12 protein-coding genes and 1 pseudogene are annotated in these 13,016 nt (G+C 71.9%); 7 read left to right on the forward strand and 6 right to left on the reverse strand.

All coding sequences use genetic code 11. From position 1 onward, the window contains the following. A pseudogene (locus LCD31_RS19090) lies at positions 1–724 on the forward strand (hypothetical protein); the annotation flags it as partial. Positions 725–859: 135 nt separating this feature from the next. Here LCD31_RS19090 and LCD31_RS19095 read toward each other — a convergent pair. The 5 genes from LCD31_RS19095 to LCD31_RS19115 all read right to left on the reverse strand — a co-directional run bounded on the left by LCD31_RS19095 (position 860) and on the right by LCD31_RS19115 (position 7,426). Beyond that, positions 860–2,125: a dihydrolipoamide acetyltransferase family protein gene (locus LCD31_RS19095; protein ID WP_224959935.1), complete on the reverse strand. Its 1,266-nt coding sequence runs from the start codon at positions 2,123–2,125 to the stop codon at positions 860–862. Between the two features lie 92 nt (positions 2,126–2,217). Continuing rightward, the gene (locus LCD31_RS19100) at positions 2,218–3,213 is read right to left on the reverse strand and encodes an alpha-ketoacid dehydrogenase subunit beta (RefSeq protein ID WP_224959937.1); all 996 of its coding nucleotides are present in this window, start codon (positions 3,211–3,213) and stop codon (positions 2,218–2,220) included. A gap of 93 nt (positions 3,214–3,306) precedes the next feature. Beyond that, a complete protein-coding gene (gene pdhA / locus LCD31_RS19105; RefSeq protein WP_224959939.1) occupies positions 3,307–4,404 on the reverse strand; it encodes a pyruvate dehydrogenase (acetyl-transferring) E1 component subunit alpha in 1,098 nt (365 codons plus the stop codon). A gap of 38 nt (positions 4,405–4,442) precedes the next feature. Beyond that, positions 4,443–5,909, reverse strand: a complete 1,467-nt coding sequence (lpdA, locus tag LCD31_RS19110; RefSeq protein ID WP_224959941.1) for a dihydrolipoyl dehydrogenase — start codon at positions 5,907–5,909, stop codon at positions 4,443–4,445. Between the two features lie 296 nt (positions 5,910–6,205). Then, positions 6,206–7,426, reverse strand: coding sequence for a CdaR family transcriptional regulator (locus LCD31_RS19115; RefSeq protein ID WP_224959943.1), 1,221 nt, complete (start codon positions 7,424–7,426; stop codon positions 6,206–6,208). A gap of 155 nt (positions 7,427–7,581) precedes the next feature. On the opposite strand from LCD31_RS19115, the gene LCD31_RS19120 reads away from it, so the two are divergent. Then, a complete protein-coding gene (locus tag LCD31_RS19120) occupies positions 7,582–8,259 on the forward strand; it encodes a GntR family transcriptional regulator (RefSeq protein ID WP_224959945.1) in 678 nt (225 codons plus the stop codon). 293 nt (positions 8,260–8,552) lie between these two features. Further along, positions 8,553–8,687 carry an archaellin/type IV pilin N-terminal domain-containing protein gene (locus LCD31_RS29200; protein ID WP_255615043.1) on the forward strand — a complete coding sequence of 45 codons (135 nt, stop codon included), beginning with the start codon at positions 8,553–8,555 and terminating at the stop codon, positions 8,685–8,687. A gap of 61 nt (positions 8,688–8,748) precedes the next feature. Here LCD31_RS29200 and ligD read toward each other — a convergent pair whose 3' ends face one another. Beyond that, positions 8,749–9,705, reverse strand: a complete 957-nt coding sequence (ligD, locus tag LCD31_RS19125) for a non-homologous end-joining DNA ligase (protein WP_374201669.1) — start codon at positions 9,703–9,705, stop codon at positions 8,749–8,751. A gap of 181 nt (positions 9,706–9,886) precedes the next feature. Between ligD and LCD31_RS19130 the strand changes: the two genes are divergently transcribed. The 4 genes from LCD31_RS19130 (at position 9,887) to LCD31_RS19145 (ending at position 12,813) form a co-directional block, all read left to right on the forward strand. Beyond that, the gene (locus LCD31_RS19130) at positions 9,887–10,648 is read left to right on the forward strand and encodes a thioredoxin domain-containing protein (RefSeq protein WP_224959947.1); all 762 of its coding nucleotides are present in this window, start codon (positions 9,887–9,889) and stop codon (positions 10,646–10,648) included. Further along, a complete protein-coding gene (locus LCD31_RS19135) occupies positions 10,645–11,268 on the forward strand; it encodes a vitamin K epoxide reductase family protein (protein WP_224959949.1) in 624 nt (207 codons plus the stop codon). The genes LCD31_RS19130 and LCD31_RS19135 overlap by 4 nt, the downstream gene beginning before the upstream one ends. 271 nt (positions 11,269–11,539) lie before the next feature. Next, a complete protein-coding gene (locus tag LCD31_RS19140; RefSeq protein WP_308011308.1) occupies positions 11,540–11,998 on the forward strand; it encodes an ATP-binding protein in 459 nt (152 codons plus the stop codon). Beyond that, positions 11,995–12,813: a SigB/SigF/SigG family RNA polymerase sigma factor gene (locus LCD31_RS19145; protein ID WP_224959952.1), complete on the forward strand. Its 819-nt coding sequence runs from the start codon at positions 11,995–11,997 to the stop codon at positions 12,811–12,813. Before LCD31_RS19140 ends, LCD31_RS19145 begins: the two co-directional genes overlap by 4 nt. Positions 12,814–13,016: the final 203 nt, after the last annotated feature.

Below are 13,016 nucleotides of genomic sequence, written 5' to 3' on the forward strand. Positions count from 1 at the left end.
CCCCCCGCCCCCCCCCGCGCGGGCCCCCCCCGGGCGCCCCCCCCCCGCCCCGCCGGGGGACTTCCGCCCCGCGGCCGGGGGGGGGGGCCCCCCCCGGGGGCCCCCCCACGACCGGGTCATCGCGACGGCCTCGGCGCGCGCCGTCCCGCGCGCCTGGATCGAGCAGACCCGCGTCGGCGGACTGGTGCTGCTGCCGTGGGGAACCGACTACGGCGAAGACGCGCTCACCAGGCTGGACGTGCGGCCGGACGGCTCGGCCACCGGGCGCTGCGGCACGCGGCTCTCGTTCATGCGGCTGCGGCAGGAGCGCAGGCACCACCTCGAACCGGCCGAGGACGAACTCCGCGCGGCGCGGCGCAGCAGCACCGCGCTGCGCGGTCCGGAGCTGTACGAGGTGGTCGAGTTCTCCCGCGCCGCCTTCACCATCGGGCTCCGGGTACCGCACTGCCACCTCACCGTCGAGGACCGCGACGAGCGGCACCGCGACGTCGAACTGCACGACCGCCGCACCGGATCCTGGGCGCGCGTCGGCATGATCCGCGACGAGCATCCGTGGCCGGTGCTGCAGCTCGGGCCGCGCGAGCTCTGGGACGAGGTCGAAGCCGCGCACGCCTGGTGGCGGGACGCCGGTCGCCCCGCCCCCGATCGCTGCACCCTCACCGTCCACCCCGACGGCACCCACCGGATCAGCACCGGCCCGCACCACTGGCCCCTGGAACTCTGACCGGGCCCCTGAAACTCTGATCAGGTGAGCGGCCCACTCGACCGACGAGACCGGGCTGGTGGGCCACTCACCTGGAACGAGCGACGGGCCGCTCACCCCGGAGCACGGGGCGGGCGGGCCGTCGGAGTTCGCGCGTCAGGCGATGATGCGCAGCGGGTCCTCCAGCAGCGCGGTGAACTGCTGCAGGAACGCGGCACCCACGGCGCCGTCGATCGCGCGGTGGTCGGCGGACAGCGTCACCCGCAGGATCTTGCGGGCCACCACCTCGCCGTCGCGCAGCTGCAGCTCGTCCTTGGCCGCACCCACCGCGAGGATTCCCGCCTCCGGCGGGTTGATCACCGCGGAGAACTGCTCGATGCCGAACATGCCCAGGTTCGAGATGGTGAAGGTGCCACCGGACATCTCGTCCAGCTTCAGTTTGCCCTCGCGGGCGCGCCCGGCCTTCTCCCGGCCCTCGGTGGCGATCTCCGAAACGCTCTTGCGGTCCGCGTCCGGGATGACCGGCACGATCAGCCCGTCCTCGATGGCCACCGCGACGCCCAGGTTGATCCGCTTGTGCTTGATCAGCTTGTCGCCGCCGAAGGACACGTTCACCGACGGGTTCGCGCGCAGCGCCGTGGCGACCGCCTTCACCACCAGGTCGTTGATGCTGACCTTCGGGCCGCCCGCCGCCTGCAGCCGCTCGTTGAGCTGCGCGCGGAACGCGACCAGCTCGGTCACGTCGATCGCGCTCGTCAGGTAGAAGTGCGGGGCCTGCTGCTTGCTCTCGGTGAGCCGCTTCGCGGTGACCTTGCGGATGTTGCTCAGCGGCACCTCCTCGGCGTCCGCCGGAGTCGCCACCTGCTGGACCGGAGCCGGAGCGGGCGCGGCCGGAGCCGGGGCGGCCGCCGGAGCCGGGGCCGAGGACGCCGCGGCCTCGATGTCGGCGCGGATGATCCGGCCACCGGGACCGGAACCCCGCACCGCGGCGAGATCCACGCCCAGGTCCTTCGCGACGGCCTTCGCCAGCGGCGACGCCTTCGGCTTGGAGCCCTCGGCGACCGAGCTGCCGTTCGCCGGAGCCGCGGACTCGGCGGGCTCCTCCGCCGGAGCGGCGGCCGGAGCGGGTTCCGCCTGCTCCTCGGCGGCCGGGGCCGGCGCGGCCGCCGACTCCGCCGCCGCACCCGAACCGTCGCCCACCACCGCGATCGGCGTGCCGATCGGAACCGTCTGCCCCTCCTCGACCAGCAGCTTCTCCAGCACGCCTGCGTCGAAGGCCTCCAGCTCCATGATGGCCTTGTCGGTCTCGATGTCCGCGACGACCTCGCCGCGCTCGATCGAATCGCCCACCTTCTTGCGCCAGGCGGCGATGACGCCTTCCTCCATGGTGTCGGACAGGCGGGGCATCTGGATCTCAGTCATCTGCACATTCCTCGGGAACTCTCAAGACTTCATGGTGAACCGGCTCGTCGTGGCTCCCGGGGTCCGACCCGAACGCACGACCCAGGTCGAGCTCAGCGGCGGCGGCCGACGGCGTCGAGAGTCTCGCGCACCGCCGTCGTGAGCGACTCGGCGGACGGCAGCGCGGCCCGCTCCAGCGGCTTCGCGTACGGCAGCGGCACCTCCGCGGCCGCGACGCGGCGCACCGGGGCGTCCAGGTAGTCGAACGCGCCGTCCGAGATGGACGCGGCGATCTCCGCGCCGATCCCGTAGGTCAGCCAGTCGTCCTCGGCGACCACCGCGCACCCGGTCTTGCGCACCGAGTTCACGATCGTCTCCCGGTCCAGCGGGCGCAGGCTGCGCAGGTCCACGACCTCCGCGTTGATGCCGTCCTCGTCGTGCAGCTTCTCCGCGACCTGGGTGGCCACCCCCGCCATCCGCGAGTAGCCGATGATCGTGATGTCGCTGCCCTCGCGGGTCACCGCGGCCTTGCCGATCTCGGCGGGCTCCACGTGGTCCGGGACCTCGCCCTTGGTGTTGTAGAGCGCCAGGTTCTCCAGGAACAGCACCGGGTCGTCGTCCCGGATGGAGGCCAGCAGCAGCGCCTTCGCGTCCGCCGGCGTGCTCGGCGCCACGACCTTCAGGCCCGGCACGAACGCGTAGTACAGCTCGATGTTCTGCGAGTGCGTCGCACCCAGCTGCTGGCCGCCGCCACCGGGCGTGCGCAGCACCATCGGCACGCTGGTCTGGCCGCCGAACATGCCGTAGATCTTCGCCGCGTGGTTGACGATCTGGTCCAGCGCCACCAGCGAGAAGTTGATCGTCATGAGCTCCACGACCGGGCGCAGCCCCAACATCGCGGCGCCCACCGCGGCACCGACGAAGCCCTCCTCCGCGATCGGGGTGTCGCGCACCCGCTTTTCGCCGAACTCCTGCAGCAGCCCGGCGGTGATCTTGTAGGAGCCCTCGAAGACGCCGATCTCCTCACCGATGAGGAACACGTCGTCGTCGCGGTGCATCTCGTCGCGCAGGGTGTCGTGCAGCGCCTGGCGGTAGGTGATGACGGCCAAGAGTCGTTTCTCCAGAAGACATGCCACCGGCGGCACCCGGCGGGGTCACCGCCGAGCGCCGCGCGGCGGCTCGGAAGGAAGGGGTGGGTCGCCTCAGAACACCGGGTCGGCGGGCAGCCGGCGGGAGTCGTTGGCGACCGGGGTGGCGTAGGTGTAGTCGAACAGCGTCGAGACCTCGGGGTGCGGGCTGTCGTCGGCGAAGGCCACCGCCGCGTCCGCGTCGGCCTGCGCGAGCCGCTCGATCTCCTGCGCGCCGTCCTCGTCGAGCACACCGGCCTCGACCAGCCGCGCCCGGAAGGTCACCACCGGGTCGTGCTCGCGGGCCTCCTGCACCGACTCCTCGCTGCGGTACTTCGCCGGGTCGACCACCGAGTGGCCCTTGAGGCGGTGGCTGACCGCCTCCAGCAGCGCCGGGCCGCCCGACTCGCGGGCCCGCTCCACCAGGCGCGTCGCCGCGTCGCGGACCGCCAGCACGTCGTTGCCGTCCACGCGCTCGCCGTGCATCCGGTACGCGGACGCGCGCTTGTACAGCTCGGACTCCGCGGAGGACTTCTCCACCGTGGTGCCCATGCCCAGGAAGTTGTTCACCACGACGAACACGACCGGCAGGTTCCACAGCGCCGCGATGTTCAGCGCCTCGTGGAACGCACCGATGTTGGTGGTGCCGTCGCCCATCTGGCACATCACGACCTGGTCGCCGCCGCGGTAGTCGATGGCCATCGCCGCGCCGGTCGCCAGCGGGATCTGGCCGCCGACGATGCCGTAGCCGCCGAGCAGCCCGGCCTCCACGTCGAACATGTGCATCGAACCGCCCCAGCCCTTGGAGGTGCCGGTGGTGCGGCCGTACAGCTCGGCCATCACGCGGCCGGGCTCGATGCCCTTGGCCAGCGCGTAGCCGTGCTCGCGGTAGTTCGTGAACAGCAGGTCCGTCTTGCGCAGCGCCGACATCAGGCCGACGACGGTGGCCTCCTCACCCAGGTTCAGGTGGCAGTAGCCACCGATCTTGGCCTGGGTGTAGCCCTGCGCGGCCCGCTCCTCGAAGCGGCGGATCAGCGTCATCTGCTGGAAGTAGCCGCGCAGCAGCTCGGCCGACTCGCCGGAGAACGCGCCGGACTTGGCCGACTTCGCCGTGCTGCGGCGGGTCGTCTTCGCGCGGGTGGCGGGCTTGGTGCGGGTCGCGGTCTCAGCCATCACGGAACCCTTTCGGTGCGAGGAGCGGAACGGGTGGATCAACGCTTCTTCGGCGGGGCGGTGTGCACCGGCAGGCCGAGGGCGGTCATCGCCGCCTCCATGCCGATCTCGCCGAGCGTCGGGTGCGCGTGGATCGTCTCGGCGAGCTCGTCGAGCGTCGCCTCCAAGGTGATCGCGAGCGCGCCCTCGGTGATCAGGTCGCTGGCGGACGGACCGAACACGTGCACGCCGAGGACCTCGCCGTACTGCTCACCCGCCACGATCTTCATGAAGCCCTCGGTGTCGCCGAAGGTCTGGGCGCGGCCCAGCGCGGCGAACGGGAACTTCGCGGCCACCACCTGGTGACCGGCCTCGGTGGCCTGCTTCTCGGTCAGCCCGACGCTGGCGATCTCCGGGTGGGTGAACGTCGCCGCGGGGATGACGCCGTAGTCGATCGAGGCGTGGTGGCCCGCGATGGTCTCGGCGGCCACGACGCCCTGGTGCGAGGCGACGTGCGCGAGCAGCGCCTTGCCGGTGACGTCGCCGATCGCGTAGACGTGCTCGACGTTGGTGCGCAGCTTCTCGTCCACCTGCACGAACCCGCGGCCGTCGACCTCGACGCCGGCGGCGGCCAGGTCCAGGGATGCGGTGTTGGGCTTGCGGCCCACGCCGACCAGCACCACGTCCGCGTCGACCTCGGAGACCTTCGCGCCGTCCACCGAGACCTTCAGGGCGGCGTCCTTCCCGCCCTCCTCGATCTTGGAGACGGTGGCGCCGGTGAGCACCTGCACGCCGCGCTTGGAGAAGGAGCGGCCGAGGGCCTTGCCGATCTCGGCGTCCTCGGCGGGCACCAGCGTCGGCTGCATCTCGATGATGGTGACCTCGCTGCCGAGGGCGTTGAACAGGCTCGCCCACTCGGCGCCGACCGCGCTGCCGCCGATGACGGCGAGCTTGCCGGGCACCTCGGTGAGGCCGAACGCGCCGTCGGAGGTGATCACGCCGGGCAGCTCCGCGCCGGGCAGCGGCAGCTGGACCGGGACCGAACCGGTCGCGACGATGACGTCGCGCGCGCTGATCCGGTCGACGGGCTCGTCGCCCGCGGGCTCGGCGGCGTAGCGCGGGCCGTTCGCGCCGAGCGCCGACTCGCCGACCGCGTACACGTCGACGGTGGTCGGGCCGGTGAACTTGGCGTGGCCGTTGACGACGGTGACGCCGTTCGCCTTGAGCAGGCCCGCGACGCCGTCGGTCAGGCCCTTCACCACGCCGTCCTTGCGGCGGGTGATGGCGTCGTAGTCCAGGCCCACGTTCTCCGCGCGGATGCCGAAGTCCGCGGCGTGCAGCACCGTCTCGTAGACCTCGGCGGAACGCAGCATCGCCTTGGTCGGGATGCAGCCCCAGTTCAGGCAGACGCCACCGGGCCGTTCCTTCTCGACCACGGCCACCTTGAGGCCGCGCTGCGCGGCCCGGATCGCGGCGACGTAACCGCCGGGGCCGCCGCCCACTACGAGGAGGTCGTATTCCTGCACTTCGATGTGCTCCTTCGAGCCGCACCAGCCCTGACGACACCGCGCCATCGGGCGGGTTCGCAGCCGGGTGAATATCGGGTGATTCTCACTCAGAGTGTCGTGAGCGCTGCCACTTCCGCGCTATGCGCGACCGCCCAGACTTCGACGACGGTCGCTGTGCACTCCGCACAATCTCAGCCTCGGTCAGCACTCCAGGTGATCGAATCTCACGGTCGGTGAGATCCTAGCGCGCGCGACCCCGGAAAACCCGTGCCCCTCGCGGATAGCGGAAAAACGCGAAAAATTCGTTCCGCGGCTTAGTCGCGCAGCCCGTCCCGCAGGTGTAGTGCCGACAGCGCCAGCGACAGCGACACGTACGCGGCCCGGCCCTGCAGCGACCGCCCGATCAAGGTGCTGATCCGGTGCAGCCGGTTGAGCACCGTGTTGCGGTGGCAGTGCAGCCGCAGCGCCGCGTTCGCCGTGGAGCAGTTCTCCTCCAGCCACGCGGTCAGCGTCTCCAGCAGCATGTCCCGCTCCTTGACCGGCAGCTCCAGCAACGGCCCCAGCTGCGAGTCCAGCAGGCGTCGTGCCAGCTCAGGGGACTGCACCAGCAGCGCCTCCGGGTAGTGCCGGTCCAGCGACACCAGCTGCGCCGCCCCGTGCGGGACGGTGCCCATCGCCGTGACCGCGAGCTGGTGGGCCAGCCCCACCTCGGCGAGCCCGCGCACCTCCGGCGAGGCCGCGACCCTGCCGCGCGCCAGCGGCCGCAGCACGTCCAAGGCACCCGCCGGGTCCCGCTGCTCCAGCGCCACCAGCCCCACCAGTGTGTCCGCGCGCACTTGCCACACCGATCGGATGTGCACCCCGCCCAACGCATCGTGCTGGCCGCTGAGCGCGAAGCTGCCGTCGGCGCGCATCTCGGCGACCACGACCAGGTAGCGGCCGCCGGTGGGCAGGTCCAGCTCCTTCGCGGTCCGCTGCGCGAAGGCGGCGTCCCGGGCGCGGCCGCTGAGCAGGTCCTCCACCAGCGCGTGCCTGCGCTGGTCGTCGCGGCGCAGCCGCTCCAGCTCGGTGTTGCGGTACGAGGTGGACAGCGTCGAGGACAGCCCGTCGATCACCGTCCACATCGACGTCGCCGCGCCCAGCACCACGTCCGGATCGGCGCGATCGGCGTGCGCCTGCTCGACGATGGCCTCCCACACGATCCGGCCGCCGAGCCGGAAGGTGCGCAGCATGACCTCCAGCGGCACGCCCTGCTCGGCGCGGCGGCGGCCGATCTCCGCGGCCACGTCGTCGCCGTCCGGGTCGCCCGCAGCACCGCTGAGGATCTCCAGGACCCGTTGCAGGTAGCGGCGGCAGCCGTCGTAGAGGTCCTCGCGGGGCACCGGGCGGTAGTCGGTCCACTCCGGATTGTCGGTGAAGATCGCGCCCATCAACCGGCCGGCGAGCGCCTCGGCGTCCCCGAGCCGGGCCGCCGCCAGCGAATGCGTGATCGCGTGCCCCGGATCGGGCACCGGACGAGCGGGATCGGCGGCCACGTCCTGCGACGATACCCGCCGGACCACGAGCAGCGATCCGGTCGTACCGCCCGCCTGGTATCAAGTTCGCAGCAGCAACGCCGCGCGCGACGGGCGGCGCACCCCCAGCACGATCGAGCGGGGACGATCGAAATCAGGCGACGATCGAGAGAGCGATGCCCGGAGCAGGACTGCCCCACCGACGACCCCGCGCCCAGCTCTCCGACGAGGTGGCCTCCCGGATCCGCGACCGGATAGTGACCGGCCGGCTGCGCAAGGGCGAACACCTGCACCTGGAGCGGCTCGCCGAGGAGATCGGCGTCAGCGTCACCCCCGTGCGCGAGGCGCTGCTGGCGCTGCGCGGCGAGGGCTTCGTCGAGCTGGAACCGCGCCGCGGGTTCACCGTGCTGCCGCTGAACCGAAAGGACATCGAGGACACCAGCCGCGTGCAGGCCGCCATCGCCGGTGAGCTGGCCGCGCGGACCGCCGCGCTGATCAGCGTCGGGCAGCTCGCCGGGCTGGAGGAGGTGCAGGCCGAGCTGGAGCACGCCGGGCGGTTCGGCATCGGCGACGCGGCGGAGCTGGACCTGCGGTTCCACCACGCCATCTACGACATCGCCGATTCGGCGAAGCTCGCCTGGTTCGTGCAGCTGACGTCCCGGTACGTGCCGCGCGAGCTGCTGGCGGCCACCGAGGACCACGCGGAGACGACCGGGTCGGAGCACCGGGCGATCCTGCGCGCGCTGCACAACCGCGACCCGGAGGCGGCGCGGCGGGCGATGCACGAGCACCTCGCGCACCACGGCCAGGTCGTGATCCGGCGGCTGGACCAGCAGGGGTTCTGGGAGCGGTGACCGCCGTTGCGCGGTGGTCCGTCGGCGCTCCGCCACGACTCCGCACCGAGCCTTCCCTCACGTGGGCGAGACGGACGCCACCAGGGAATATTTCGGCCACGTAACGTATTGTCGGAGTGCGGCGACATGCCCTGTGGCAGTCGAGTTCGCGGCGACGTCTCCTCCACCGGAACCGGGGTCACCCCAGCAGGTCCCGAGGCGGTGGAGAACGGATCAGGCGGACCGCGCGTCCCCGGGACTCGGCGCCGAAACCAGCAGCAGATCCACTCCTCCAGAAAAGCGGGGCGCGAACCATGCAGATCAGCAGCCGCACCATCGTGTCGGTTGTCGGAACGGTGATGATGGTCCTGGCGACCGTCGTGCTCGCCGCATGGTCCCAACCTCAGCCCGTACCGCAGAACAGCGCGGTGGTCAGCGTCCTGAGGTGACGGGGACCGCGGCGGCCTGCCTCGGGCGAGCCCGGAACGCCGGGATCTCCGGAGGCAGGCGTCAGCCCTCCCGCACCACCTCCGACGCCGCCTTGTCGTTGCGCAGCCCCAGGAACCTCGGGTGCCGCAGCCGTCCGTCCGCCGTCCACTCGGTGAACCCCACCTCGGCGACGAGCTCCGGTTCCGCCCACCGCGCCTCCCGTTCCGGGATGCGGTCGGCGAACGGCGGTTCCCGCCGGGCCAGCGCGTCCAGCCTCCCCCGCAGCTCCCGCAGCGTCGCCTCGTCGTACCCGGTGCCGACCTTGCCCGCGTACCGCAGCTCGCCCTGCTCGAAGTAGCCGACGAGCAGCGCGCCGAAGCCGGACCGCGAGCCCTTCGGCTCGGTGAACCCGCCGACGACGAACTCCTGCTGCGAGGTGCACGGGAGCTTCAGCCAATCCCGGGTGCGGCCGCTGCGGTACGGCCGGTCGGCCCGCTTCGCGATCAACCCCTCCCAGCCGCGGGCGCAGGCCTGCCGGTAGAACTCCTCGCCGTCGCCGCGCCGGTGCTCGGTGAGCCGCAGCGGTTCGGCGAACTCGAAGCACTCCGCCAGCAGCCGCTTGCGGATCCGCAGCGGCAGCCGGGTGACGTCCACGTCGCCGATCGCCATCAGGTCGAACAGGTAGTAGTGCACCGCCACCCCGCTGCGCCGGGCGGCCCGCGGGTCGGACACGTGCATCCGGTGCTGCAGCCTGGCGAAGCTGGTGCGGCCGCCGTCGAAGGCCACCACCTCACCGTCCACCACGAACCGGTCCGGCTGGGACCGCAGCGCGTCCACCAGCTCCGGGTAGGCCGTGTCGACCCGGTTGTGGTTGCGCGACCACAGCACGGGGGCGCCGCCGGTGCGGGCCGCGACGACGCGCACCCCGTCGAGCTTGCGCTCGAACAGCCAGTCCGGATCGGAGAAGCGGGTCGCGGTGCGGGTGGCCAACGCGGGAGCCAGCCAGTCCCCCGTCCACCGCCGCAGCAGCGGGCGCAGTCCCGCGTCCACCAGGTCGAGCACATCGGACTCCGTCACCGATGCGGTATACCCGTAGTGGGCAGGGCGGTCCCGTGACCACCCGCTCTCTCACACTTTCGTGTTGGTGGGGGAAACTGGATCTCTCTGCCGCAGGTGCGGGAACACCCGCGCGAGCCGACCGCCGAAGGTGCACGAAGCGATGCCGAAGACAACGAACCCGCTGCTGAAGAAGAGCGGCCCCTCCACCAACATGATCTTGAGCATCGTGGTCGTGGTGGCCGCGCTGCTCGTCGTGGGCGGGATCCTGCTCTACTCCGCGGGCCAGAAGGACGACGCGAGCCAGGGCGGCAACGGCGCGCCCGACCTCAGCACCGTCGTCGCGCACCCCGACAGCAACAAGCTCTCCGAATCCCCCGACGGCAAGGTCACCGTCGCCGAGTTCCTCGACTTCCAGTGCCCCGCCTGCTGGCAGTACTACACGGGCGTGACGAAGCAGATCGAGCAGGAGTTCGCGGGCCGCATCACCTTCGTGAACCGGAACTTCCCGATCGCCAAGGCCCACCCGCTGGCGGAATCCGCCGCGAAGGCCGCCGAAGCGGCGGGCGTGCAGGGCAAGTACAAGGAGATGTACCACGCCCTCTACGACGACTACTCCGCCTGGGCCGTCGCGCCCGACGGGCAGAACGTGAGCGACGACGAGGCCCGTGCGGAGAAGGTCTTCGACCAGCACGCCCAGCAGCTCGGGCTCGACGTCGCCAAGTTCAAGGCCGACCAGGAGTCCCAGCAGGTCGCCGACCGGATCAAGAAGGACCAGGCCGACGCCAAGACCGCCGGGGTCGAGGGCACGCCCAGCTTCTTCATCAACGGCCAGAAGTGGGAGCCCAGCACGGACAAGGGCACCACGTACGCCGACGTCGTCAACCAGCTGCGGGACAAGCTGAACCAGGAGCTGGCGAAGTGACCGCCACCGAGCAGGCCCGCGCCGCCGCACCCGCTCCCGCGCACGCCCCCGCGCGCGGGCTCGGCTGGCTGTACGTGATCGGCGGCGCGATCGGGCTCGTCAGCGCGTTCGCGCTCACCATCGAGAAGATCAACAAGCTGGGCGACCCGAACTACGTCCCGTCGTGCAGCCTGAACCCGATCATCTCCTGCGGTTCGGTGATGGACAGCGCGCAGGCCGCGCTGTTCGGCTTCCCCAACCCGCTGATCGGGGTGGCCGCGTTCCCGGCGCTGATGGCCGCCGGTGCCGCGCTGCTGGCCGGGCTGACCGCTCCGCGCTGGTTCTGGCTGGGCCTCCAGCTGGGCAGCACGCTCGGCGTCGTGTTCGTGCACTGGCTGATCGTGCAGAGCCTGTACGAGATCGGCGCGCTGTGCCCGTACTGCATGGTCGTGTGGGCCGTCACCATCCCGATCTTCTGGTACACCACGCTGCACGTGCTGCGCTCCGGCCACCTCGGTGGCGGGCGGGCGCTGGGCGCGGCGCTGGCCAAGTTCCACAGCTTCGCGCTGCTGGTGTGGTATCTGGTGATCGTGGTACTCGTGCTGCAGGCGTTCTGGTCCTACTGGATCAGCCTGGTCTAGCCGCTGCACGGGCGGCGGGCTGGAACACCCGTTTGCCCGGCCACCGCACCGGGTATGAGGTGACGGTGAGTAGTGGTAATCGCAAGCACCCGACCGGGCGGCCGGCGGCGTCCGCGACGCGGATGCGCCGCGCGGCGGCACCGGCCGCACCCGAGCGCGGGAGCGTGTGATGCGATCAGAACCCGGTGCGCGAACGGGATCGGGAGTGCGGCAGGCAGTGCCGGGCTCCGACCCCGGAACGAGATCTCCCAGCGCAAAGCGAGGTGTATCAGTGTCAGCACCACAGCCCGCCCGCGGTGAGCGGACCGCTCCGCCGCCGCGATCCGACTCCGCCCCGGCCGAATCCGTCGTCGAAGTGCGGGTGGCCGCGGACGCGTCCCAGCTGTCGGTCCTGCGGGCGGTGACCGGGGACCTGGCGATGCGTGCCGACTTCGACGTCGACTCGATCGCCGACCTGCGGCTGGCCGTGGACGAGGCGTGCTCCTCGCTGATCCGGCTCGCCTCGGACGGCAGGCAGCTGGTGTGCCGGTTCCAGACCGACGAGCTCGGGCTGAGCCTGTCCGCCTCCGTGGTCAGCGACCGCGCGCAAGGCGCCCGGGAGGACACCTTCAGCTGGCGCGTGCTCAGCGCGCTGACCGACAGTGTGTCAACCTCGGTGGAATCCGACGCGGACTCCGGCACCGGCCACTTGGTCCGCATCGATCTGACCAAGGGACGGGCCCACGAGTGAAGCAGGCGGATTCCGATCACGCCTCCCACTCGCGACATCAACGCTACGACGAACTGGCGCCCCTGTTCGCCGAACTCGCGGGTGTGGGGAAGGACGACCCGCGCCGGGAGCGGCTGCGGGACCGGCTGGTCACCGAGCACCTGCCGGTGGCCGAGCACATCGCTCGCCGCTTCAGCCATCGCGGCGAGGCGCAGGAGGACCTCACCCAGGTCGCCACCCTCGGACTGATCAACGCCGTGGACCGGTTCGACCCGGACCGCGGCGTCGACTTCCTGTCCTTCGCGGTGCCCACGATCATGGGCGAGGTCCGCAGGCACTTCCGCGACACCGGCTGGGCGGTGCGGATGCCGCGCAGGCTCCAGGAGCTGCACCTGTCGGTGTCCTCGGCCATCGCCCGGCAGTCCCAGGAGCTCGGGCGGGCGCCCACGCCCAGCGAGCTCGCCGAGCACCTCGGCATCAGCCGGGACGACGTGTTCCGCGGGCTGGAGGCCGGCAACGCCTACCGCAGCGCCTCGCTGGACGAACTGCTCACCGCGACCGACGAGATCCCGCTGGGCGCGGCCATCGGGTCCGATGACGCCGAACTGGCCGAAGTGGAGAACCGGGAGACGATCCGGCCGCTGCTGGCCGAGCTCGACGAACGGGAACGGCGGATCCTGGTGATGCGGTTCTTCCGCTCGATGACCCAGACGCAGATCGCCGAGCAGATCGGCATCTCCCAGATGCACGTGTCCCGGCTGCTCTCGCGCACCCTCGGCTGGCTGCGCGAACGGCTGGAGAACGCCGAAACCCCCGCCGAGTCCACGACGGACTGACGGGGGTCGGACTTCCCGGTGGGAAGGCCACCCGAGGCACGGTCGGGGGTGACTCCGAACCTCGGGCGGCCGGTCTGGTGCCCGGCGGGGGGGGGGGGGGGGGGGGGGGGGGGGGGGGGCGGGCGCCCGGGGGGGCGGCGGCGGCCGCGGGGCGCCCCCCCCCCGGGGGGGGGGGGGGGGGGGGGGGCGCCGCGGGGCGCCGG

The organism is Saccharopolyspora sp. 6M (assembly GCF_020176775.1).
GTDB classification, from domain to species: domain Bacteria; phylum Actinomycetota; class Actinomycetes; order Mycobacteriales; family Pseudonocardiaceae; genus Saccharopolyspora_C; species Saccharopolyspora_C gregorii.